Origin of the sequence: Halorubrum sp. Ea1 (genome assembly GCF_002252965.1) — an archaeon.
In the GTDB taxonomy this organism is placed as follows: domain Archaea; phylum Halobacteriota; class Halobacteria; order Halobacteriales; family Haloferacaceae; genus Halorubrum.
Map to the genome: position 1 here is coordinate 1 of NZ_NHPG01000082.1, position 23,474 is coordinate 23,474.

Here is a 23,474-nt window from a genome sequence, read left to right on the forward strand (position 1 = left end):
TTAGCGTCTAAACACAGCCCGCGTCCTCTTTTCAGCACGACGTAAATAAACTATCAGCTGCTGAGGATTTCAACAGTGCTAGGTCACACGGTCTGATCGCATCTGCTGAGCGACCAGAGCGCCTCTGACCGCTGGTTGCTACACGTTTGAACCTGCTAATTAGCAGAATACGCTGAGAAGCCGAGAGTACGAACTAACCACGAGATTCCCTCTCATCTTTCCAAGATGTTCGAAACGTCGCGCAAAATGGAGGCGGTCACAGCATGTAAGAGCTCACTATTCCAAAATCAATAGTATTTCAAAAGACGGATACACACTACTGAGATATGTATGACCTCACTGGGTTTCAGCGAGATCTGTTGTATGTAGTTGCTGGCCTCGATGATCCACACGGGCTTGCCATCAAAGACGAACTCGAAGACTACTACGAAAAGGAAATCCACCACGGCAGACTGTATCCAAACCTCGACACGCTTGTCGAGAAAGGACTCGTTGAGAAAAGCCAGCGCGATCGGCGAACCAACGAGTACACGACCACTCGTCGAGGGACCAGAGAGATTGAGGCACGGGTTGAGTGGGAACGTCAGTATATCGACCGCGACAACTGATTGGCCCATCGTAATCGAGATTAGAGGCTCTGTGGCGCTGTGAAATCCTACTCACCAGACACAATACCGTGTGAAACAGTTCGTCGCTGAAGTGTGCGTATCGGTCAGGCAGTCCTGTCCCCCGACAAAGAGGATGAACGCTTCAGACTACTCGTAGTAACTGACGCGCTCGATAACTTCCGCGAAAGCGACATTTTCGCGTACATCGGTAATCTCGATGGTAACACGCTCAGTCTGTTTCGTGTCGGGAACAATAACGACGAACCCGCGCTCAACACGCGTGATACCGTCGCCTTGGTCGCCAATATCCTCGATTTCGACGGTGCGTTGTTCGCCCTCCTCGATAGGGGGCGTCTGTGGCGCTTGCTCTGGTTTTGGGGTAGCGTCAGTGTTGGTTGCCTCGTTGGTCGTGGGTGCCGGCAGAACAGCTACACGGTACGTCTCGTTTGCCTGTAGCTCGCCAAGGCGGAGCTCTTGCTCTGGTATCTTAACGACATATGACCCATCACGCTCTTCGATCTTCCCCGAGAACAGACACTGAAGTTCCTCTGAAATCTCCATTTGAAGACCGTACACTGTAGACGCGACGAAGAGCACTTTATTCTGCTGTGTATCTCTAGCAGACGGCATTATTTTGTTGCGCCCACCGTAAGGCCGCATATGTACCTCCGTGATGCGGTCGGTTCTCGGCAGGCACTAATACTCTTGGTCGGGGTCGCTATGATCGCCATCGGACTCATTGGTCTCATCTGGGTCTGATGTTTCAGTAGCGATAATATCGAATCAAGAGGGTTTCAGCAGAGCTGAAAGTTCACAACGACCGCGTTGAATTACGGTCCGCATACCAATTCTCAAGGAAGGTATATACGACGAAGCGCTAACGTATCGTACAGCTCATATGCCGGTTCTCGATGACCTGTCCGGGTTCGAGTTCGAGGACGTGATGGAGGACGTGTTCCGGAACCTCGGGTACGAGAACGTCCGCCAGGCCGAGCGGACGGCCGACGAGGGGCGGGACATCCTCATGGAGGAGGTCGTCGACGGAACCCGCCGGGCGGTTGTCGTCGAGTGTAAGCACACGGGGACGGTGGGCCGGCCAGTCGTACAGAAACTGCATTCTGCGATTGCGACGTTCGAGTTCGACGGGCCGAAGCGCGGCATGGTGGCGACGACTGGTCGGTTCACTGGCCCAGCGATCGAATACGCCGAGCGACTCCACCGAAATGACGACCCATACCCGATCGAACTGATTGACGGTAGCGACCTCCGCGAGATCGCTGACGACATCGGGTTAGACCTGTACAACGGCCGGATCGAAATTCTGTGCGACGAGACGCTCCGCCCGTATGATCCGGCGACGACAGTGAACGCACCGGCTACGGCGGCGTTCCGCGATATCGACAACATCGACTCCGCAGACCTTCCCAAACCGTATTCCGCGGTCACGTTTCGCCCGGTTGTCGCCGTGACAGCCGACACGAACGCGGTCTTCGAGACGTCGGTCGGCGTCGTTCATCGAATTAACGACCGCTCCCGATTCGTCGTCCACGCAGAGCGCGGCCAGTCACGTATCGCGTCGAGTGACGTGTCGAAGCTTGTCGTCGAAAATCTCACCGCGACAGTCGCTCTTGATACGGGCCGATTCGAGAGTGAGTTCGATGCGATTGAGGAGCGCCGGTTCGGGCAGACCCAGACCGAATACAAAGAGTGGACGGTCGAGCAGCTCCGAGAGCGTCACACGACGACCGTCTCCTACACCGGCGATAACAACGTCACATACACGAAAACGTGCGAACCGGCACGTTCCGACATCTCTGTTCAGTCGATCCAACCGGTGTACCTACCGCAGGTTCGGCACACGATCGAGCTACAGGAGTACTCATACCCGTACGAGTATTTCGCGGCGGGGCCCTCACGCGTAACCAGTGAAGATGGGGTCCACCAGTGCGTTCACTGTAATACTGCTGGGACCGACGCTATCTACACGTTCTGTGCGAACTGCGGCAGTATCAACTGTGACTCGCATATCAAAACCGAACGGTTGGAGGGCACACCAGTCTGTACCGGTTGTGCGGTGACCGAACGGTTCGCGTTAAAAACGAAGTACTTCTATGATGAGTCGAATCGGGATGCGTTCCAAGACCAGTACGAGGCCATGCCGTTCTACGAGAAAGCCATGGAGAACACGCTGCTCGCCGTTGGTGTAGTGATACTCGTCGCGGTCGTACTGCTCGGTGTACTTGTCAGCGTCGGTGGGCTCTGACTCGTTTTGTTAGGTTGGTTGTTCGCAGTGCTTGATTTTGTAGATTGCTGTGGGCGTATTGTACAGGACCTCTAGAGTGTCTAGTGTGCTGTGCAACACTATGAAGATATTCCTCTGCGAATACGAGTGTATGCCGAAGGTCAGCGTCGAAATCCCCCAGGAACTGCTTGATGACCTTGATGAACACGTCGGCGACGAAGGAAAGTTCGTCAATCGAAGCGACGCGGTTCGGGCATCGATCCGCAAAACACTCGACATGCTCGATGAGATCGATAGACGACACGGACGGGCTGAGACGGACGAAGCTGAATCTCACTAGCCGTAACCGACAGCACCGAATCTCGAAGATTATTGAATTTGCTTCGGCCCACAGAGCCGCTTAATAAGGGGACAAAATGTCGTAAGTCAGGTTAGTCGAGATCGGCAACAAACTGATCGATGACCCGATTGATCGGGCCAAGCTCGTTGACGCGTATGGCGAATTGACCGCCGATGGTATCCCCGCCAGCGAGATCGATATCAATGTTCGTCTCAAGCGTATGGACTTTGTCCGACTGGCCTCGAATCCGCACGTCATGCCGAGGGGCAAGCGACTGAAGTTCCTCTTGGATAGACTCCTGATAAAGCGCATTGTATACGCGCTGTGGGTCAGCAGTGTCGCTGGTCCGCTTCAGTTCTATCTGCGGGGTGCCGCTTCGCAACGCATCAGCATCGATCTGTAGTTCATACACTACGACTGGCGTCTGATCCGCAGCAGATCCCTTTGTTGGGCGTACCCACTCGTCACGATATACACGAGCGTACTTGTTGCCGGCGAGCTCGGCATTCCATGACGAATCGGCTACATCTGCAAAATCATCCTGCCATGAAGCGATTTCTGCCGTAACGACGTCATCAAGCGCTGTGAGTACTTCTTGGAGAGCGTCATTGTGGTCGATAACGAGTTGGGCTTTCTCGCGCTGATATCGTTCTTGATCCGTCATGTTGAGTTCATCGTCGATTGTGTCGAGGAAGTCCGCTAATTGTGCGCTGCTTTTTACCGGATACCGACCGCGGTTCTCGTTGAGTACCGTTCGCATCTGACCGACAACCGCTTCCCAGTGGAGGGTGGCAAACGCGTCGCTCGCTGGCGGCGGTGTCGCTTCCGGAACGAGGTAGAGATAGTGCCGGTCAGTCGGATCGAAGTCTCCGACAGTGAGTGGACCGAGTGACTCAGATGTCGCGTACCGAAGCGTTTGATCGTTGGACTCCGCGGAGTGTGATTTGAGTTCGACACAACAGAACCACTCGTCGGGAACCCACAAAAGGAGGTCAGGAACCCCGTCATCGGCTACAATTTGGGTTTCGATTTCAACCTCCGAGAGTTGATGACTCCGTGGAGAGAGATTACTTTGTGTTGTCGCCGAAATCGTGTCGAAAAACGCTGATAGGATATCGGTATCTATCCCATGCGGTGCTGTGGGGTTCAAAAAATACGTCAAAAGTGCTTCCCACGACGTTTCTGATCGTGCCTCGCCAAGAATCGACAACACGGATTCCGGATTGGATGGCGGCGTAGGAATTTGTTGGACTGCCCCGCTCAATTGTTCGAGGTGGTTCCTGAGCGCCTCATACGACTCGTCTTTTGAATGGGTCAACGTGTGAGACTGTCACCATTCATATAAAATCGTTCGTGCTTGGCGTCGTGTGATATCGGTTTGATGTCAACGCCGCACTGCGGTCTCAATCCCGGACTCGCAGACTGTGTCATTCTACTGTATCCGGAGCGTACCCGCCTTCTTGGAGATTAGTGAGAATTCGGTTGATATTCGCAAGCGTAGTAGACAGATTCTCGGTCGTACGACCGCTATTGAGGAACCCATCGCTATCGGTATTTTCAACGAGAAGATTGGCGTGAGCAACGTCGTTCCGGAGGTCTGTGATCTCGTGAAGTCGAGACCCTGCTTGCGCTGTCGTTGAGAACCCACAGGCTTGCCAACAGGCTTCGACGTTCGAGACGATGGTGTTTAACGTAGAGAACTGTGCGTAGTGGATCTCCTCCAACTCAACGTTAGCAGCTTGTGCGTCTGTGTATCGGTCCTCGATGTCGTCGAGCTCATCAACAGTGACTGGCGTCTGTTTCCAATTGGGTGCGTGCTCAAGAATGAGTTCGCGGAGGTGCTCTTCGAGATAGGTGATGCGGTCGAACAGGTAGATGCGTACTGGGGCCGTGTTGAGGTCGGCACGGGTGAGGATCCCAGTAATGCGGCTGTGGCCGCCGAGAAAGTAAACCGGTTCCTCAATAAGCGCAGCAAGGACGTCCTCAAACGCGGTGTCTCCGCTCATCATGTAGTCAATTGTGAGCGGGGTGAGATGCTCCTCGAGTGTATCGCCGTCATCGTCAGCAGTGACGTCGTCTTCGTGGATGAACCCGACCGCGTCGCCCTGTCGTTGGATCGGCGCGGCGTCGTACCCGTTCGTTTCGAGCCACTCGGCAGCAGTACTTGGTGGAGTGTCGTATGAGAGATGTTCGACAGAGCCTGTTGCGAGTTCAGCCGCTGTACAGTCGTAGAGATCTCGGGACACAGGTTCTGCTGTAGCGGGCGGGCTATTCAAACTGGGGAGCATGGCCCGTAGTGGGACAGATCACCATCTCATTCACCACAACGTTAATGTCTATAGAACATATATTTGTACATAGTTATGCTCAAAGGGCATTTTGAGTCAGCAGGGGCGAGTATCGAATTTGGGGCTGCTGACTACCTCTTTCCCGTGGATGAATTGAATGTGACTGTCCACCAGTACCGGGATGCCCAACTCGCGCTCGACGATGTCGATGGAGAACGCGTGATTCTTGTCGCCCCGACGAACCTCGCATCGAGTTACCACCTTACTCAGCACGCGCTCACGGCGATTCCCATCGAGAGCCTGCCCTCTGCGATTCAGACGCGGCTCGCCGACACGATCGACGCTCCACTTGAGACATTCGAACTCATCCAAATCGGGAAGTGGAACAGTAGTAGCCCGAACCACTCACTCAGTGAGTTCACGGACGCCTGACTGCTGACCCGTCCACGTATCGGAACATCTCAAACTACCTAAGACACAATTGCTATGACTGACAAACTCGCCGAGGAATATTCGGAGGCCGCCCCGTACATTCAGAAAGCAGTCGATGAGCACGGTGAGGAATGGGTGTTAGAGAACTACTACAAGAAAATCTACCCACTCAAGCAGGTGATGTCAGTTCCTGAAAAGGAGGAACTCCCGTTCTACGACGAAGCCGAACACGAGACGATGACGGAAGCGGAACGGACAGAGATGTACCAAGCATGGGGAGAGTATCGGGAGAACCTGCGGACCGGGACGAAGCCGGGAGAGTAACAGCAAGGACTGCTGGCTCGGGGAGCGTGAACCCATTCCCAATGATCCACTAAGGGCCTACAGACCCCTCAATCTATTTTTATAATTTTGCGGTTAGATAGACGGAACAGTAACAGAAGCGTAGCAATATCTCTGGGCAGACCTTTAAATTCGATCACAAATTTAGATTCAGTATGTGGAGCAATACGGAAAGAGAAGAGAACGGAGGAAGCCAGAACGAGCAGCCGCAACTAACTGATTTTGTAGAGCGAACTTGCTCTGTCTGTGGCCGCAAGTACGGTGAGAACGAAACTCCTTGTCATTCCCCAGAAGTGGTCTCATTTGAGCGGCAGCTTACTGCGCAAAAATGGCTGCTCCCGAGACATCGATCTCCTGAGACACATATCACACCTCACGTTATGGGGAACGATGGCATCTCATTCGAGCCTTTGTATCCGGCACTCAGATCATTAATTCAGACTGATTCGACAGGCTTCGGCGAATACCTTTCCAATACACCATACAACATTCGACCTCAAGAGTGGCTGGCGGAAGCGTTCCGCCAAGACCTACTGCTGCATCATGACAAATTGGTTCTCGGCGTCCTCGCAGGGATCAAAGCCAGCGAACAACGAATCAAACAAAAAGAAAAGGAGGTCACACCAGCGAGGGTGTTTGCCCACCTAGTGTTTCTCGATCAGTACGGGTTGATCCCAGGATACGGTGGACTTCGTCGCGGTTTTACAAAGGACCTGTGTGAGGTCTGTGCAAATCATTACGGCGTACAACCAGATGCCCTAGACTCGAAGTGGATAATTAAGCGGCGTGTCGACCGCTCGAAAGTCTACAGTACGACGGCAGAGTTCAGGCAGATGTGGGATGTCGAATTGGTCGATACGTATCCGGAGAACGCATCTCACCCGTACTCTGATTTCAAGCCATTCGATGGAAGGGCCATAATAGATGCCCATAGAGATCATAACCTCGTGGCCTGTCGGATGAAGACGCAATTACTCCGCTTGCCGAACGTTGACTGGGCGATCTCGCCACACCTCATCTACTCGCACTCAGATTACGATTCCTCTAAAGAGACCTCGTCGAGTCTCCCCGTACTCGGATTTGATGTCGCAGGATTCGAATACACTACCGATGGTCAGCGACTCCGATACCTAGGAGTCGTCACAGAGTGGGAAGAGTCGCCATTCGAGACGTATCTACAGGCCGCTCAGATCGGGAAAACCGCAGCCACAGGTCTCCTCGTTCTGCCGAACCGAGAGTCAATCTATGACTTTCTCCATTTCCTGAAGTGTAGCAAACTGACGGATTGCCCCGGGGTCTTCCCAGAGTCGAGAGAGAGATACCGGTCGCTTCCGAACGTACAGAAATTACACGAACAACTCATTCGACAGATTCCCCTCCTCGATGGAATGGCGCTTCTCCCTCGTCGGAGATTCCTCGATGAAGGAGTCGACACCTTAGACAACCTCATCTCAGTCCCAACCTATGCTTGAGATACCAGACCGGTACCTCGACGTACAACGCGCAACTCTCCTCTCGTTAGACTGTACGCGAAGGCAGCTGCGGCAACTCTTCGCGTTATTTGATGATACTGGCGAGGGATTTGGAAAACGCCTCGATGAGTATGGTGTGAAGGCGGTGAAGTCGATAGATGGAATTGAAGAACCCCCTACTGTCGAATCGTTCCACGAAATCGCTACGTTCGCCGCGATAACCGCTCTTCGTGTCGAATTTGCGGATCCACTCCGCGGGACATATGTGTATGATCAGTATCCTGAGCATAGCTCTGAACGCAGGATGATGACACGACCATTCCGGAATTCTCCTGGGCTGTCTTACACGGGGGAACACGTTCGAGATCAATACGTGTACGATGTACTGTATGCGTTTCAAAATCTGATTTCGGATCCATTACAACGAGAGATCGTAGCGATACTGCTGGCACCGGATTCAGAGCAGGCCTCGTCGAACCGACTCGTCGCTGCTCGAACCTACCACTCGGAAGATAAATCTGTGGAGTCACGACAATCCCAATACGTGGACCGCGTGATTCGATGTGATGATGGTTTCAAAATCCCGTTGAGCCACGCAAGTGCGCGGACCTTTATTGGACCACTTGATCGTCCACTGTTCTTCCCAGAGTTCAATTTTGATGACCCCCCACCACTCACCAGACAGCGTGACTATCTCTTCGTTCCCGACGATGTGGTCTTAATGCGTCTTGCTAATTATGCGTACCACGGGTGGTACCGACTCGCCAACCTTGCTTATGCAATCTTTTCTAAGAACGACATTCAGCGATATGTCGATATCACACCCCAAGTCCGATCATGGATTCGACGCGAGTTGAAATACAGAGAAACTCGAGCTTATGGCACCCATTATGGCTCGGATTCAGACAATCCATTAGTTGATCCGGATACCGAGGATCCATTTCCTCGGCCAGACAAGCGCCTCGTTACAGTCACCGACACCATTCGTGCGAGTTCAACACTCAATTTCAACGAGTCAATACCTCTCACGACCCTGTTTGATGAGGTCTGTCAGTTCTTTCCTTCGCCTGATCGACCTGGTAACGACATCGAAAATAAACAAACACTCGAAAACGCTCTAGACGCTGCGATTGACGATGGCTTCACGGCTTCAAACTCGGGCGACGCGTATGAAGTACCTGCTCCACAATTTACTCCATTTTACCCGCGAAGAAAAACACTCCCTTGGGAGCGATACAGACACGAACTCGTTACGTTGAGAGAGGTGGACGTTGGTCTTCCCTCGTCAGACGCAATTCGACTGGGCCTCTCTGATTTGGATCGACCGTTCCAATCCGAAGAATATACTAGTGCCATCCAAGACGCACATCGAGCTGCTGCGTGCGAAATGAACTCCGAATTCAGGAGGGTAAAAGCTGTTCAACCACTTATAAATCCATCCGAGATTGATGGCATATCGGCAGCCGAGGCACTCTTTCTCACACGTATCGGCTTAGCAATGGAGCGACGGATCGGGTCGTATTCACTGACGCAAAGTATGGCGTCGTTCCGAGACCAACCTGACGGGTCGAAACTTGATGTTGATGTGGATCGGCTCAAAAGTCTGGGTTTGCTCTCTCAGCCGAACACTCCTCAAACATATTACTCGGTGCCGTGGAAGGCCCGTAAACAGCTCGGAATTCCGAACGTCAGCAACGACGGCTGGGGCGAACGCTCGCCTTCAGAAAATACGCTACACAGGGTCGGGATTGACCTCGTTGCGCTCCTTGTCGCTTCTCGGTCTGATGTTGACCGCGTTGTTCGATACTGTGATGTCTGGCGGCTACAGCCGACTACCTGTTGGGACGACGTATCACATCTATCGAAGAAACGCCTAGACGTCGTGGGATTTTCTCAGGGCGAACCAGTCGTCGTTGCCGAAGTCGAAACGAAATCCGGTGATACAGATGGGGCCCAGGGAACAGTCGAGAAACTCGCCGCGTTTCCCGATCGAATTGACCGGTACTTCGTCACACCGAACGGGAAACACCTCCCGGCGATTCTATCACGACTTTCTGCGATCGAACAGTTCGACATTGATGTCAGTAGGCGAAAGAAAGACGGATATCGACCGTCTGAAGTTCAGACTCAACTTGCTGAAAGCGGTGCTCTCGGTGATGCTTTTGATTTTCTTCTCACGTACCGTAACTTGCGGAGAAAGCTTCCGAATCCGCCTAGCAAAAGCAGGGATATCAGCCTCATAGTTGGTGCGATTTGAACGAATATATCAAATAATATATTGTTTTAGATGAGATTGCGGGCATTATTAAACAACTTAGAATCAGTCTTAGCTGATTTACTGCTCTTTCAGGCAGTTCTATTGATTATTGGTCGATAGGCTATTTTAGACTCTTTAAGTAGCGCTTAGCACATTTTTCCAAATTACGGCCGAATGTGGTGCGGTTGATAGCTGAGACGCACCCCAAAATCGCATGAGATGTGATTAAATCTGCTAAGAATATACCTCCATCCTCAGCTGAACCAGAATTATCCTATTATTCCCCGCTATAATGTCCCGGGGATAGGTAGTCTTGTAGCTGATTTCGGGGGCGGTGTTGGATAGTATGAACGTTGGCGCAGAGATGTTTGATTATTTGTATGTGTTGTGAAGCGCTAGAGTTCAATGATGATGAGGGCTCCGAATCCGAAACAAGCGGTACGCGTTGGAAGATTTAGGGTGCTTAGATTTGGAGTGATCGCAGTCTGCGTTGTTGTTCTACTTCTTTATAGAGCTGCTCTTCGCTATTGACACAGTCCATGGAAGAATGCAAATACTGTCACGAGAACCAGGTGGTCCCGGTTCTCGACAAAGAGATGGAACAGCAGCCCCGTGCCGGAAACAAATACCGAAGACATTGTCTTTCGTGTGAGCGCTGGCTCCCAATGTGTTCCGAGAAATACTTTCGAACCTATTCCAACCCTCATTGTCTCCCCATCGGAGAACATGAAATCGTTCGACTCTCTGAAGTAGGAGTTAATGAGATATACTCGATGTCGGACCTTGTCGATCAAGGCACTGAAGATAGTGTTGTTTCCCGGCAGTCGAGTAATGTACACGAAGTAGGGCAGAATCGAGTGATGCGAAAGGAGATTGTGATTGAGTGTGTTCTTGATATGACTGTTGAGGGGTTTATCGACAAAGAGACAGCCACTCAGTATCTATCTCACCGGTTCGGTGAGTCGAGTTCGTGATGGAGTGCCCTGACTACAGTGTTGAGTGCTTCCGACTCTTCGGTACTTCATAAGTTGAGAGACAATTGTAGGTAAACTCGGCTCTGTTGGGATCCTCAGCAGTTGATGTTTCCACACTCTCAATCACTCAGTACAGAGTTCTTAGAGTGTAGAAAGATTACATTGATTAGTCATGTAATATTACTATTTTCCTGAAGGAATGTCCCGTCAGAATCAAAAAGATCTCGCTGACGAATTTTTTGCAAAGGATGATACGGAGAGTAGCGTTGATTTCGAGATCGCCTTTGCTGCACTATTAGCTACAGCTGTAATCACATATCCAATATCAAACGCTGAGTGGCTGGGAAAATTGGCAGCATTTTCGGTTCTAACTATCACGCTGGTAAGAAGAATAGCCATTGCCAGTCCATATGCTCCTGTAAAGGTTATTATGAAGAGAACGATATGGGCTATTGAATTTGCCACTACTGTTTGTGTCATCATACTGCTTTATTCACTTTCAGAGTATCTATCTGGCATATACGGCATCTCTGAAATTCTTGTATTTTCAATTACATCACCGACACTTCTGATGGTCTTAGTAGTATTCCAAGAGTTCATATTTAGAGACTATCTGATATGGTGGTATGCAAAATTCGATGAAAAACAAAATCAAGGGGATAAGTTCGCAGGTCTTTGGGGCGACATAAAAATAATAGCTTATTGGGGATCTAGGGCGAGAAAAGATCGTGATTCTTGGAAGCGTATATCTAAGTATGTTGATACCAGTATTCCTGACTTGAGTGAGATTGATATTAACAAGAAGAAATTTTTCGGGAAAGTTTTGATTGTCGTAGTGGGTGCGATTCTAATCGGAGTCCCCTCAATAATTCTGGGAATCTCTAGCGGAAATAATTTTGTCCCATTTGCTTTGCCCGGTATTGTATTTGCACACGACCATTCTTGTTATCAATACGTCGCATATGGGAGCAATTCGTACGAAGAGTTCAGGAAGCCGGTTTGGAAGCTATCGATCTGGGCAGTCATTTATATGCTTGTTTTTTTGACTATGACCGAACAGCTTCCAATAGTATAAATCGGCTTCATCAGGTCCTCAGCAGGTGGTCTATTTTGTCCTCGTTACGGTCTGTATATGCGAACTACCGCTTTGAGAATCCTGTTACGCCGATGAATAAAAATAGCACACCTAATCCACAATAAAGCCAGACTGGGGGTTGGACTCTTCAGATTGGTCTGACAATGAACGTCGAAGGAACTCAAATCCAAACTTTCAGCTTGGGAAATCGGTCCTCACTGAATTTGCGTTATTCAGTTGAATCCCAATCCCGACCTCAAGAACATCGATACCATTCACCGAAAGACCGTCAGAAACAGGGCTAACAACCACTAAACCATCACTGTCTGATCTCTTTTGTACTAATCCGAGACGATAGATCGACTGTCCATCAAAATGATCCTCCGGATCATCCTGACCAAGCACAGCCATCAAACCTGGCTCACTCAACTCCTCAGAGAACTCCGTTGGAAGCGAAACCCTCGGTGTCCACGCCTCATGCTCAACTGATTCCGATTTATGTACTGGTGAATCATCACTTGAAACCAGCACTTCAGCACCTTGTTCCGACTTCATCCACTGCATCGTTTGCTCAAATCCAACGTTAGTCATAGCTCCGGAAGCACGATTCACAGATATCGTATCCTTGACTGTATCAACTACTAGCCGAGCGAGATCGCCAATCGCCTCCTCAACCTTTTGCCTGTCATCTTCATCATGTGGGAGAAGTCGATCCTTGCTTTTCTTCGCATGAAACATCTCACACCGAATACCAACATACTGGGACTTGTAAATTGAATCAATAGGATTGCCCGGGTCGTCTGCATAGTTGTCTACCCCAATACTGCTATGCACGTCTTTTAGAGCTCGTTTCAGCTAATCAGACTCACGTTCACCGGAATTGATCGGAACGCGCTCGCTGAGAATCAGTTCAAGTGCCAAGAATAGATTGCGATAGGCATCAAACAAGTCATCGGTGTTTTGTGCTAACCGGAAATATCGAAGACTCTCGTGCCACTCTGTCGGATCTGATTCAATTTCTACCTCATTACCATCTTCATCAATCACCGTAGCTGACGCCTCCATCGAAACCGATACGTCACTGATTTCGACGACTCGGAGATGCTGTGAACCGTCACTTTCCCACCAGACAATCCGGCTTGAATCCGCATTTTCAACCCTCAGTTGATCATCGTTTTGGATGCTTAGAATATCTAATGCTTGCTGAAGGGCTGAATGACTGTGCGACAGGGCTTCTTCTTCCGTATCAACGTCTATAGTTCCCCGAGCTACAGCATACTGACTAGAGTCCGCAAGTTCAACCTTCCAATCGTCGTTTACATCTATTTGATGGTTTTCCACCGGTGATTTATCAATTCGTAGCGCAGCACCGACTGACTGTTCGTCCGCACGGTTGGTGAGATACAAATTTCCAAGTGACGCCATAGAAGACTGATTGGCAGCCCCTCATGATAGTTGTTTTCCGGAGCGTATCGGTAGAAACGCACTCTTCAGCGACCAGCTGTTTCAGTTAAGATTCTATCTGAAGAAAAGGATCTCAACAGAGCCGTAAACTCTTAATCAAATGAGCTAACCAACCCGAATCCCCAGTAATTATTGTATAATAGATCTTGGAAATACGAGCACAAGAAGTTGTTCCCAGGGAACATCGGTCCCTCGACCGGCGAGATGGGGACTTCGATGTTTTGGGCGGGCCAGAACGAGTTATTCGAAGAAACCTTCGGCAAAATCGAAGGCTGGCTCGCCGACGAGGGGTACGTCGGCAGTATCGACATCAACTGCATCGTGAACGAGCACGGGATCTACCCGCTGGAGTTCACGCCGCGGTTCGGGTACCCGACGATCGCGTTACAGGAGGAGTCGATCGAGTCGTCCACCGGCGAGTTCTTCTACGACCTCGCGCACGGCAACGACCCCGAGGTGGAGGTCCACAACGGCTACCAGATCGCCGTGCGCATCGTGCTCCCGCCGTTCCCGTTCGACGACGAGAAGACGTACGACGAGAACTCGCGGAACGCCGCCGTGGTGTTCGAGACGGAGAGCAGGGAGGGAATCCACCTCGAAGACGCGAGGCGGGTCGACGGCCAGTGGCGGGCCGCCGGCGAGAGCGGGATGCCGATCGTCGTCACCGGAACGGGCGAGACGATGCAGGCCGCTCGCGAGCAGGCGTACGGTCGCATCGACGACGTCGTGATGCCGAACATGTACTACCGCGACGACATCGGCGAGCGGTGGGTCGACGGCGACGGCGACCGACTGCTCGCGTGGGGGTACCTCGGACCGGGCGGGGCGTGAGACAGTCGCCGTCGACCCGCCGCTCGCCCGATGGGCCGCCCCTCCACGACTTTTTAACCGTCCGGGTCTACCACTCGCGGTATGACGAAGTACTCAACGGGCGGTGGCGGCGGCGGCGACGACGGCGACGCCTGTGAGCTCTGCGGGCGGGAGACCACGAAGCTCCAGCGGGCCACGGTCGCCGGCGCGAAGCTGCTGGTGTGCTCGGACTGCCGGCCGCACGACGACGCGGGCAACGCGCCGCAGGGCGGGGGCGGCTCCGGCTCTGGCGGCAGTCGCGGCGGTAGCTCCGGGGGGAGCCCGGGCGGCGCCAGCGCCGAGTCGTCCGGATCTGAGAGCCGGAAGAAGGAGCTCGCGCGGAAGCAGGCAAAGATGTACGACTCCGTGACCGGCGACTCCAAGCACTGGGAGGAGGACGGCACGAGCTACGAGTCCGACCGCCTCCCGTACCTCGTCTCCGGCTACGGCGACGAGGTGGCGGCGGCCCGGCGAGACGCCGGGCTCACCGTCGAAGAGCTCGCGGACGAGCTCGACGTCGACGAGGACGACCTGTTCGCGGTGGAGGACGGTCGCGCCGCGACGGCCGGCGTCGGCGGCTCCGTCGTCCGGGCCTTAGAGGAGCGGTTCGACGTCGAGATCGTCGACGAGTGACCCGCCCCGGACGGTCGCCGCCCCGAGCCCGCGTCGTCCGCGGGCCGGCTCGCCCCCCGACCGACGCCGGCGCCGAGTCGAAACGACCAACCAGTCTGCGGCCGACGCCCGGACGATGAAGGCGATAAAGGACAGCGTCCACGGTCACGTCCGGCTCGGCGACCTCGCCGCCCAACTGATCGACACGCCCGCCTTCCAGCGACTGCGCCACATCAAACAGCTGTCCACCGTCAGGCTGGTGTACCCCTCCGCGAACCACACCCGCTTCGAGCACAGCCTCGGCGTCTACCACCTCGCGCGCGGCGCCGTCGAGGGGTTCGACCTCGACGACGACACCGCGGCTCACGTCCGCGCGGCGGCGCTCCTCCACGACGCCGGCCACGGCCCGTACGGGCACCAGACCGAGGGGATCATCCGGCGCGCGACCGGGCGCGACCACGACGACGTGGCGTGGCTGCTGACCGACGCGGACCGGGAGGTGTGCCAAGTCTTGGAGCGCAACGGGCTTGACCCCGAACGCGTCGCCTCGCTGATCGCGGGCGACGGCGGGCTCGGGGCGCTCGTCTCGGGCGAGCTCGACGTCGACCGCATGGACTACCTCGTGCGCGACGCCCACCACACGGGCGTCCCGTACGGCACGGTCGACACCGGACGGCTCGTCAACGAGCTCCGACTGGCGGGCGAGGGCGGCTCGGCCGGGAGCGACGGAGCCAGCGACTCCGGCTCTGTCGATCCCGAGCGGGCGGAGCTCGTGCTCGCGGAGGGAAACGTCCCGACCGCGGAGAGCCTGCTCGTCGCCCGCTCGCTGATGAACGCGGTCGTCTACCGCCACCACGTCTCGCGGGTCGCCGGCGCGATGCTGGAGCGCGCCTGCGAGCGCTACCTCGACCGCACCGACGCCGACGTTGCGACGTTCCGCCGCATGGCCGACCACGACCTGCTCGTCGAGCTCCGCGAGACCGTCCCCGAGCTCGGCCGGCGCATCGAGCGCCGCGACCTCTACAAGCGAGCGGTGTGGGTCGGGCTGGCCGACGTGCCGGCGGGAACCGTCGACGCGGGTCACGCCGAGGAGGTCGCCGCCGAGCGCGAGATCGCCGACGCCGTCGGACTGGACCGCGAGGCGGTGGTCGTCGACGTCCCCTCTCGGCCCGGGTTGAAGGAGTCCGGCTCCACCGTCGTCGTCGACGGCGTCCCGCAGCGGCTGGAGGACGCCTCCGAGCTCGTCGGCGGGCTGCGGAGCGCCGAGCGTCGCCGCTGGACGCTCGGCGTCTACTGTCCGCCGGAGCACGTCGACGCGGTCGGCGAGGCCGCGCGCGACGTGCTCGGGCTCCGGACCGTTGGCACGCGGACGTAACCCGTTCAGGCGTCCCCGATCAGTCGTCCCCGCTCACTCTTCGCGCGGCGCCGGCACCGCGAACACCGGTCGATCGCTCCCGAGGATCACGTCCTGCGTCACGCTCCCGAAGACGGCCTTCCCCGACGGTCGGCGCTTGCGACCGGAGACGCAGATCGCGTTCGCGTCGATGTCGGCGGCGGCCGAGAGCAACTCGTCGGACGGATCGCCGCTCGCCTCGTAGTGGACGCAGGTGACCCCCGCCGCTTCGAGCGTCTCCCGGGCGCGCCGCACCGCGGACAGCTGGTGGACAGAGGCTCCCTCGGGGTTGTCTTGGAACACGTGACACAGGGTCGCCTTCGTCTCGTCGGCCGCGTGCGGGAGGTCGGCGACGGCCTCCGCCTGCGCGACCGCGCGGCTGTCGGTCGCGTTATCGATCCCGATGAGCAACTCGTACATACACCGACCTTTGCGGACGACCCTTATAAATAATAGCCGCGGTTCCCGCCGGCCGCCGCCGGCCCTCCCACTCCTTTTACCAGATGCCGACGAACCGCTCCCCATGATCACGGTCAAGGACACCGTCCACGACCACATCGAGATCGACGGTGTCGCCGCCGAGCTGATCGACACCCCCGCGGTCCAGCGCCTCCGCCACGTGAAACAGCTCGGGACGGTCCAGCTCGTCTACCCCTCCGCGAACCACACCCGCTTCGAGCACAGCCTCGGCGTCTACCACCTCGCCAGCCGGGCGCTCGACCACCTCGGCATCGCCGGGAAGCGGGCCGAGCGGATCGAGGCGGCGGCGATGCTCCACGACGTGGGACACGGGCCGTTCAGCCACAACTTGGAGTCGCTCACCCACCGCCGGACCGGGAAGTACCACGACGACGTCGGCGAGCTGCTCGCGACCGGCGCGGTCGGCGAGGTGCTCCGCGACCGCGACCTCGACCCGGACCGGATCGCCGGACTCGTCGCCGGCGAGGGGACGTACGCCGGGCTCGTCTCGGGCGAGCTCGACGTCGACCGCATGGACTACCTCGTGCGCGACGCCTACCACACCGGCGTCCCGTACGGCACCATCGACACGGAGCGGTTCGTCCGCGAGCTGACGTTCGTCGAGCGAGAGGGCGACGCGGCGGGCGTCGGCCCGGACGGAGACGGCCCGGAGCTCGTCCTCGACGAGGGGAACGTCCAGACCGCGGAGAGCCTCCTGCTCGCCCGCGCGCTGATGAATCCGGTCGTCTACACGCACCACGTCGCGCGCATCTCGAAGGCGATGCTGCGGCGGTCCGCGAGCGACCTGCTCGACGCGACAGCGACGACGGCGACCGATCTCCGGCGCATGGACGACCACGACTTCCTCGCCGCGATCCGCGACTGCCGGGCGACCGGCGAGCTCTCCCGCCGCTACGACGAGCGCGACCTCTACAAGCTGGCGGTGTGGGCCGAGTACGACGACGTCCCAGAGCGCGTTCACGAGGCGGACCGCGACGCCGAGGTCGGCCTGGAGCGCGAGATCGCCGAGGAGGCCGGCGTCGACCGCGAGCACGTGATCCTCGACGTGCCGCCGGAGCCGTCCATGCGGGAGTCGACCGCCCGCGTGACGGTCAGCGGCGAGATCCGCCGGCTGGAGCGACAGTCGCCGTTGGTCTCCGCGCTCCGGACCGCACAGCGCAACCAGTGGCGCCTCGGCGTGTACGCGCCCGAGCCGGCCACCGACCGCGTCGGACGCGCGGCCGCGGACGTGCTCGACCTCGACCCGGACGGGCTCGTGAGCGAGGTGCGCGGGGCGATGGCGACGACGCTCGACGAGTTCGAGTAGGGGGGCTGAGGCCCTCCACCGCCCCGTTCCCGTGACGTTTTAACCCCGGGCTGGCGACCGTGAGGTATGCATCTGGAGGGGACGATACTCGTCGGCGAGGCCTTCGAGCCCGTCGAGGGACGGGTGGTCGTCGACGGCGGCGAGATCGTCCGCATCGAAGAGGCGTCCGTCGAGAGCGACGACGTGATCCTCCCCGCCTTCGTCAACGCCCACACCCACATCGGCGACTCCATCGCCAAGGAGGCGGGCGAGGGGCTCTCGCTCGACGAGCTCGTCGCCCCGCCGGACGGACTCAAACACCGGCTCCTGCGGTCGGCGAGCCGCGAGGAGAAGGTGGCGGCGATGGCCCGGACGCTCCGGTACATGGAGTCGACCGGCACCGCCACCTTCCTGGAGTTCCGCGAGGGCGGCGTCGACGGCGTGGCCGCGCTTCGGGACGCGGTCGCCGGCGAGGGCGTCGCCTTCGGCGAGCGCGCGATCGACCCCGTCGTGTTCGGCCGCGACGACCCCGATGTCCTCTCGGTCGCCGACGGCTACGGCGCCTCCGGCGCCCGCGACGCCGACTTCGACGCGGTGCGGCGGGAGACCCGCGAGGCGGGGAAGCTGTTCGGGATCCACGCGGGCGAGCGCGACGCCGACGACGTCAACCCGGCGATGGACCTCGACCCGGACTTCCTCGTCCACATGGTCCACGCCGAACAGATTCATCTCGAACGCCTCGAAGACCGCGGCACGCCGGTCGTCGTCTGCCCGCGCTCGAACCTCGTGACGAACGTCGGCGTGCCGCCGGTCCGCGAGCTCGCGGAGCGGACGACCGTCGCGCTGGGCACCGATAACGTGATGCTCGACTCCCCCTCGATGTTCCGCGAGATGGAGTTCGCCGCCAAGCTGGCCGACCTGCCCGCGCGCGACGTCCTGCGGATGGCGACCGTCAACGGCGCCGAGATCGCGGGGCTAAACCGGGGAGTCGTCGAGCCCGGCGCCGACGCGGACCTGCTCGCCCTCGACGGCGACTCCGACAACCTCGCGGGCGCGCGCGACCTCGTCCGGGCGATCGTCCGGCGGGCGGGCGCCGCGGACGTCTCGCGGGTCGTGATCGGCGGCGAGGAGATCGACCCGTCGGGAGACTGAAGCCGGTCGCGGCCGTACCGATCGGCGATGGCCACGTTCTCGCTGCTCGCCGGCCTCGCACTCGGGCCGGTCGTCGGACTGCTCGCGACGCTCGCGATGGACCGCGTGATGCCTCGGCTTCCGGAGGGGACGACGGCTCCCAGGGTCGCCGCGAGCGTGCTCACAAACACGTCGGTCGACCGGGCCCCGGAGCGGCTGGCCACGTGGGTCCACTACGTCGCCGGCGGCGGCTCGGGGCTCCTCTTCGTCGGTCTCGTCTCCGCGGTTCAGGTCGGACTCGGCGTCGGCGCCCCGGTCGCGCTCGCCGTCGCGTCGCCGGTCATGCTCGCGTTGATGATCGGCTTCTTCGCGCTCGTCCCGCTCCCGCGCGCCCGGGGAATCCCCCGGCAGCGGCTCGCGACGATCCGGCGCGACTGGGCGGTCTCGGCCGCGGTGTACGTCGTCGCCGCCGCGATGGTCGTCGCGCTCGCGAGCGGCGTCTGACCGCGATCCGACCGCCGTTCCGCCCCTGCGACGGGCCGGGAGAGAAACGGTTTAGTCGCTGGCACCAGCCCGATCGCTCATGCACGCCATCACTCGATCCGGGTGGATCGAGGTCATCTCGGGGTCGATGTTCTCGGGGAAGACCGAGGAGCTGTTGCGCCGCCTCCGCCGGTCCGAGATCGCCGGGCAGTCGGTCGCGGTGTACAAGCCCGCGGTCGACGACCGCTACGGGGAGACGACGATCGGCAGTCACACGGGTCGCCAGTGGGACGCGACCGTCGTCGATAACGAGGGCGACGGGCCGCTGGCGATCCTTGACGACGAGCCGTACCCGGAGGTCGTCGCGGTCGACGAGGCGAACTTCTTCTCGAACGCGCTCGTCGAGGTGTGTAACGGGCTCGCCGACGCCGGCACCCGCGTGATCGTCTCCGGCACCGATCAGACGTTCCGGGGCGAGCCGTTCGAGCCGCTCCCGCAGCTCATGGCGACCGCCGAGTACGTCGACAAGCTCCAGGCGATCTGCTCGGTGTGCGGCGAACCCGCCTCACGGAACCAGCGGCTCATCGAGGGCGAGCCCGCCCACACCGAGGACCCGACCATCCTCGTCGGCGCCGAGGAGTCGTACGAGGCGCGGTGCCGCGACTGCCACGTCTTGAGAACCGGTGAGCGTCCGGACGGCGGCCGGTCGTATCTGGCCGACGAGGAGGCGACGTCCGACGAAGCGGCCGCTCCCGACACGTCGACCGACGGCGAGACGTCGACCGAACTCCCAGAGGAACCGGTGGACCCGAGCGACGACTGAGCCCAGCGACGACTGAGCCCAGCGACGACTGAGCCCAGCGGCGGAAACCGCGGTCGCGGTCGCTCGCGGCGGGGCTCGCCCGAGCTACTCGTCCGTCGGCTCGTCGGACGCCTGGATCGGCCCACTGTCGTCGGCTTCGGCCGTCGCGAGGCGGTACAGCCCCGCCATCGAGACGAGCGCGAGCACCGCTCCCTCGGCTCGCGCGGCGACGTAGGCCCACTCTCGGGGTTCCGCGTCGCCCGCGTCGCGGTAGACGACCTTCGTCCACGCCCGCACGACGGGGCGCGGGGCGAGCGTCTGAACCAGTCCCAGGAAACCGACGATGAGCAGGAGCGCTGCCTTCATACGAGTCGCTTCGCCGGGCGTATTTAAAAGCGGTGCGCCGCGTGCGCACGCGGTCGTCGACGCCGCGCTGCGGGCCGTCACACCGGCTCGGCGGCCGAGAGGAACCGGCGACAGGTCGCGGCCGCCCACTCGCGGACTGGCGGCGCGTCGGACCACAGGATCGCGGCGAGCCCGGCGTCGTCGAACAGCCCGACGACGGCGCGGTCGCCGACGAGGAGGATCCCGACCGGCGAGTCGCCCTCGTGGCGGTACGCCTCGACGCCGTGGCCCGAGAGGATCGAACGGACGGCGGCGCCCGAGGGCCCGTCGAACCGATCGCTCGCGCGTCCGGTGAAGACGAGTCGCACCGTCCCCTCGACCCCGTCCGCGACCGACCGAGCGATCGACGCGTCGATCCGCGGGACCACGCCCGCGACGGAGTCGTCGCCGGCGACGAGCCCGGAGAGCCGCGCCGCGGGTCCGGGGTCGTCACCGCGCTCGACGACAGCAACCGGGTCGTCGGACCCCGAGAGGTCGTCGCCGACGGCAGACGCCACGAGCGCGCGGAGCGACTCCCCGTGCGATCCGCCCTCAGTCATCGGCCGGCTCCCCGCCGGGCCGCGGCGGATACGACTGTCGCCCGCCGGTCGACCGGCGGGCGAGCAGGCGGGCCGTCGCGCGGCGTCGGTCGTCGGGGCGCTCCTCCGTCGTCTCGTCGTAGTACAGCACTGTCAGGCCGAGCCCCGCCCGCAGGAGTTCGTTGGCGGCGAACCGGTACCGGTCGTCGCTCGGACCGGACGGCGTCGGCGACGCGGACCGGAGGTGTCCCTCGACGAAGAGGTAGCCGCCGGGGACGAGCGCCTCGGCGAGGTCGGCGAAGCGGTCGAGCACGTGGAAGAAGCTCATCGTGATCAGCTCGTACGCCTCGCTCGGGAAGGCGTACGTGGAGACGTCGCCCAGGACCGGTTCGATCCGGTCGCCGATCCCCCGGTCCGCGGCGCGCTCGCCGATGATCCGTAGCCCCTCGCGAGAGGCGTCGAGCGCGTCGACGTCGTAGCCGGCGTCGGCTAAGAACACCGCGTTCCGGCCGGTGCCCGCGGCGACGTCGAGCGCGCGTCCGTCGGAGATCGCGGGCTCGTACGAGCGCAACACGGGCGACGGCTCCGGCTCCCGGGGATACTCGCCGGACGCAAATCGCTCGTCCCAGTCCGTCATGGGAGCGCTTGCGTCCCCCCGAGCGTAAATCCCACGGGCGTGCGGGTCAGACGAAGGGCATGGACGAGACGGAGTCGACCGCGGAGGTCCTCGGCGAACTGCTGACCGACCGCGGCGAGTCGCTCGCGGTCGCGGAGTCGCTGACCGGCGGGCTGGTCGGGTCGCGCGTGACGGACGTCCCCGGCGCGAGCGCCTACTTCGACCGGGGGTTCGTCACCTACGCGTACGACGCGAAGCGGGAGGTGCTCGGCGTCTCCCGCGAGTCGCTCGACGCCGAGGGGGCAGTGAGCGCGGCGGTCGCGGAGGAGATGGCGGCCGGCGCGCGCGATCACGCCAACACGACGTGGGCGGTCGCCACCACCGGAATCGCCGGACCGGACGGCGGCACCGCGGAGAAGCCCGTCGGGCTCGTGTACGTCGGCGTCGCGTACGCAGCGCCGTGGGGGACCGAGGCGTCGTTCGTCCGGAGCGAGCGCGTCGCCCTCGACGGGGACCGCGACGCCGTGAAACGCGCCGCGGTCGACGCCGCGCTCGACGCTTTACTGCGGGCGGTCCGAGAGATCGACGACGGGGAGTAAGCAAAGGCCCGACGCCGGTCGAGTCGTCCGAGCCCGCAAGCGTTTACCCCCGTGGCGCGTGTACGTGTACCATGGTAGAGCGCGTACTGGTGGCCATGGACGACTCAGAGCTCGCCGAACGGGCGCTCCGCTACGCGCTCGACGTACATCGGGACGCCGACGTGACGGTGTTACACGTCGTCGGCGAGCCCTCCGGGATGATGGGTGCGGCGACGGGAATCGCGCTCGCGGACGACAGCGAGGAGCGGGTCCGAGAGCTCTCCGAGGACGTGTTCGAACGGGCGGGAAAGATCGCCACGGAGTACGGTGTCGAGGTGAAGGTGGAGTCCGAGGTCGGGTCGCCGGCGAGCCGGATCGTCGAGCGCGCTGACGACTTCGACGCGGTCGTGATCGGGACGCACAGCGGGTCGCTCGCCGACCGGCTCCTCGTCGGCAACGTGGCGAAGTCGGTGTTCCAGAACTCGCCGGTCCCCGTGACGGTCGTTCGCTGACGCGGGAGCGACGGCCCGGCCCCCCGTCCGCGTCGTCAGCCGTCGATGTACGCGTGACCGACGACCGCGACGAGCAGCGCCGCGACGACGATCCACGCGAACGGTTCGACGGCGAGCAGCCGGATCGGCCGAGTCACGGACTCGTCGAGGCCGAAGAGGACGCCCGCGGCGAAGACGATGGCGAGGACGAGAGCGGCGACGACCCCGGCGACGCCGAGCAGCGCGGTGTCGGTCCGGTCCATACCGCGGATCGGTGTGTGGCGTATATAAGTGACTCTCCGAGAAACGGACCCAGTTATCCCCGCGAGTCGTCGCT

26 protein-coding genes and 1 pseudogene are annotated in these 23,474 nt (G+C 59.4%); 17 read left to right on the forward strand and 10 right to left on the reverse strand.

Translation table 11 applies throughout. The annotated features are described in order from the left end of the window. Positions 1-326: 326 nt before the first annotated feature. Entirely contained in the window at positions 327-608 is a 282-nt protein-coding gene (locus tag DJ73_RS10185) for a helix-turn-helix transcriptional regulator (RefSeq protein WP_094557892.1), read from the forward strand. A gap of 147 nt (positions 609-755) precedes the next feature. On the opposite strand, the gene DJ73_RS10190 is transcribed toward DJ73_RS10185, so the two are convergent. Then, positions 756-1,169, reverse strand: a complete 414-nt coding sequence (locus tag DJ73_RS10190; protein ID WP_176451118.1) for a TRAM domain-containing protein — start codon at positions 1,167-1,169, stop codon at positions 756-758. A 337-nt stretch (positions 1,170-1,506) separates the two neighbouring features. Here DJ73_RS10190 and DJ73_RS10195 point away from each other — a divergent pair, with 337 nt between their 5' ends. Both DJ73_RS10195 and DJ73_RS10200 read left to right on the forward strand, forming a co-directional pair. Then, the gene (locus DJ73_RS10195) at positions 1,507-2,871 is read left to right on the forward strand and encodes a restriction endonuclease (RefSeq protein WP_094557893.1); all 1,365 of its coding nucleotides are present in this window, start codon (positions 1,507-1,509) and stop codon (positions 2,869-2,871) included. Positions 2,872-3,001: 130 nt separating this feature from the next. Then, on the forward strand, positions 3,002-3,190 hold the full coding sequence (locus DJ73_RS10200; RefSeq protein WP_094557920.1) for a ribbon-helix-helix domain-containing protein: 189 nt from the start codon (positions 3,002-3,004) through the stop codon (positions 3,188-3,190). A 91-nt stretch (positions 3,191-3,281) separates the two neighbouring features. Here DJ73_RS10200 and DJ73_RS10205 read toward each other — a convergent pair whose 3' ends face one another. Next, positions 3,282-4,508 (reverse strand): PD-(D/E)XK nuclease family protein, encoded by a 1,227-nt coding sequence (locus DJ73_RS10205; protein WP_094557894.1) that lies wholly within the window; start codon positions 4,506-4,508, stop codon positions 3,282-3,284. A 109-nt stretch (positions 4,509-4,617) separates the two neighbouring features. Continuing rightward, complete coding sequence (locus DJ73_RS10210) at positions 4,618-5,436, reverse strand: transcriptional regulator (protein WP_094557895.1); 819 nt, start codon at positions 5,434-5,436, stop codon at positions 4,618-4,620. Between the two features lie 117 nt (positions 5,437-5,553). Between DJ73_RS10210 and DJ73_RS10215 the strand changes: the two genes are divergently transcribed. From DJ73_RS10215 to DJ73_RS19760, 5 genes are all read left to right on the forward strand, one after another. Next, positions 5,554-5,910 (forward strand): hypothetical protein, encoded by a 357-nt coding sequence (locus DJ73_RS10215; RefSeq protein WP_094557896.1) that lies wholly within the window; start codon positions 5,554-5,556, stop codon positions 5,908-5,910. Positions 5,911-5,964: 54 nt separating this feature from the next. Next, the gene (locus tag DJ73_RS10220; protein ID WP_094557897.1) at positions 5,965-6,234 is read left to right on the forward strand and encodes a hypothetical protein; all 270 of its coding nucleotides are present in this window, start codon (positions 5,965-5,967) and stop codon (positions 6,232-6,234) included. A 173-nt stretch (positions 6,235-6,407) separates the two neighbouring features. Continuing rightward, complete coding sequence (locus tag DJ73_RS19750) at positions 6,408-7,724, forward strand: hypothetical protein (RefSeq protein WP_141212936.1); 1,317 nt, start codon at positions 6,408-6,410, stop codon at positions 7,722-7,724. Further along, the gene (locus tag DJ73_RS19755) at positions 7,717-9,981 is read left to right on the forward strand and encodes a hypothetical protein (RefSeq protein ID WP_141212937.1); all 2,265 of its coding nucleotides are present in this window, start codon (positions 7,717-7,719) and stop codon (positions 9,979-9,981) included. Before DJ73_RS19750 ends, DJ73_RS19755 begins: the two co-directional genes overlap by 8 nt. A 1,173-nt stretch (positions 9,982-11,154) precedes the next feature. After that, a complete protein-coding gene (locus DJ73_RS19760; RefSeq protein WP_141212938.1) occupies positions 11,155-12,030 on the forward strand; it encodes a hypothetical protein in 876 nt (291 codons plus the stop codon). A 195-nt stretch (positions 12,031-12,225) separates the two neighbouring features. Here DJ73_RS19760 and DJ73_RS19765 read toward each other — a convergent pair whose 3' ends face one another. Together DJ73_RS19765 and DJ73_RS19770 are read right to left on the reverse strand one after the other, a co-directional pair. Next, entirely contained in the window at positions 12,226-12,864 is a 639-nt protein-coding gene (locus tag DJ73_RS19765) for a hypothetical protein (RefSeq protein ID WP_141212939.1), read from the reverse strand. Positions 12,865-12,885: 21 nt separating this feature from the next. Continuing rightward, positions 12,886-13,455: a hypothetical protein gene (locus DJ73_RS19770; protein ID WP_141212940.1), complete on the reverse strand. Its 570-nt coding sequence runs from the start codon at positions 13,453-13,455 to the stop codon at positions 12,886-12,888. A gap of 183 nt (positions 13,456-13,638) precedes the next feature. Between DJ73_RS19770 and DJ73_RS10230 the strand changes: the two are divergent. The 3 genes and pseudogenes from DJ73_RS10230 to DJ73_RS10240 all read left to right on the forward strand — a co-directional run. Beyond that, positions 13,639-14,325 (forward strand): annotated as a pseudogene (locus DJ73_RS10230) (phosphoribosylamine--glycine ligase); the annotation flags it as partial. Between the two features lie 81 nt (positions 14,326-14,406). Then, positions 14,407-14,976: a transcriptional regulator gene (locus DJ73_RS10235; protein WP_094522549.1), complete on the forward strand. Its 570-nt coding sequence runs from the start codon at positions 14,407-14,409 to the stop codon at positions 14,974-14,976. A 115-nt stretch (positions 14,977-15,091) separates the two neighbouring features. Further along, the gene (locus tag DJ73_RS10240; RefSeq protein WP_094522551.1) at positions 15,092-16,330 is read left to right on the forward strand and encodes an HD domain-containing protein; all 1,239 of its coding nucleotides are present in this window, start codon (positions 15,092-15,094) and stop codon (positions 16,328-16,330) included. Positions 16,331-16,363: 33 nt separating this feature from the next. Here the strand turns inward: DJ73_RS10240 and DJ73_RS10245 are convergent, their stop codons facing one another. Then, positions 16,364-16,768, reverse strand: a complete 405-nt coding sequence (locus DJ73_RS10245; RefSeq protein WP_094527491.1) for a universal stress protein — start codon at positions 16,766-16,768, stop codon at positions 16,364-16,366. Positions 16,769-16,871: 103 nt separating this feature from the next. On the opposite strand from DJ73_RS10245, the gene DJ73_RS10250 reads away from it, so the two are divergent. From DJ73_RS10250 to DJ73_RS10265, 4 genes are all read left to right on the forward strand, one after another. Next, on the forward strand, positions 16,872-18,134 hold the full coding sequence (locus tag DJ73_RS10250; RefSeq protein WP_094557899.1) for an HD domain-containing protein: 1,263 nt from the start codon (positions 16,872-16,874) through the stop codon (positions 18,132-18,134). 66 nt (positions 18,135-18,200) lie between these two features. After that, positions 18,201-19,265 (forward strand): amidohydrolase family protein, encoded by a 1,065-nt coding sequence (locus DJ73_RS10255; protein ID WP_094527493.1) that lies wholly within the window; start codon positions 18,201-18,203, stop codon positions 19,263-19,265. Positions 19,266-19,292: 27 nt separating this feature from the next. Then, complete coding sequence (locus DJ73_RS10260) at positions 19,293-19,748, forward strand: hypothetical protein (RefSeq protein WP_094557900.1); 456 nt, start codon at positions 19,293-19,295, stop codon at positions 19,746-19,748. 79 nt (positions 19,749-19,827) lie between these two features. Then, on the forward strand, positions 19,828-20,550 hold the full coding sequence (locus DJ73_RS10265) for a thymidine kinase (RefSeq protein ID WP_094522561.1): 723 nt from the start codon (positions 19,828-19,830) through the stop codon (positions 20,548-20,550). Between the two features lie 84 nt (positions 20,551-20,634). Here the strand turns inward: DJ73_RS10265 and DJ73_RS10270 are convergent, their stop codons facing one another. The 3 genes from DJ73_RS10270 to DJ73_RS10280 form a co-directional block, all read right to left on the reverse strand. Continuing rightward, positions 20,635-20,895, reverse strand: a complete 261-nt coding sequence (locus DJ73_RS10270) for a hypothetical protein (RefSeq protein ID WP_094557901.1) — start codon at positions 20,893-20,895, stop codon at positions 20,635-20,637. Between the two features lie 77 nt (positions 20,896-20,972). Further along, positions 20,973-21,473, reverse strand: coding sequence for a hypothetical protein (locus tag DJ73_RS10275; protein ID WP_094527494.1), 501 nt, complete (start codon positions 21,471-21,473; stop codon positions 20,973-20,975). Beyond that, positions 21,466-22,089 (reverse strand): bifunctional 2-polyprenyl-6-hydroxyphenol methylase/3-demethylubiquinol 3-O-methyltransferase UbiG, encoded by a 624-nt coding sequence (locus DJ73_RS10280; RefSeq protein WP_094522567.1) that lies wholly within the window; start codon positions 22,087-22,089, stop codon positions 21,466-21,468. Before DJ73_RS10280 ends, DJ73_RS10275 begins: the two co-directional genes overlap by 8 nt. A gap of 59 nt (positions 22,090-22,148) precedes the next feature. Between DJ73_RS10280 and DJ73_RS10285 the strand changes: the two genes are divergently transcribed. Together DJ73_RS10285 and DJ73_RS10290 are read left to right on the forward strand one after the other, a co-directional pair. Beyond that, on the forward strand, positions 22,149-22,667 hold the full coding sequence (locus tag DJ73_RS10285) for a CinA family protein (protein WP_094522569.1): 519 nt from the start codon (positions 22,149-22,151) through the stop codon (positions 22,665-22,667). Between the two features lie 71 nt (positions 22,668-22,738). Beyond that, positions 22,739-23,158: a universal stress protein gene (locus tag DJ73_RS10290; RefSeq protein WP_094522571.1), complete on the forward strand. Its 420-nt coding sequence runs from the start codon at positions 22,739-22,741 to the stop codon at positions 23,156-23,158. Positions 23,159-23,193: 35 nt separating this feature from the next. On the opposite strand, the gene DJ73_RS10295 is transcribed toward DJ73_RS10290, so the two are convergent. Beyond that, complete coding sequence (locus DJ73_RS10295) at positions 23,194-23,400, reverse strand: hypothetical protein (RefSeq protein ID WP_094522573.1); 207 nt, start codon at positions 23,398-23,400, stop codon at positions 23,194-23,196. Positions 23,401-23,474 lie beyond the last annotated feature (74 nt).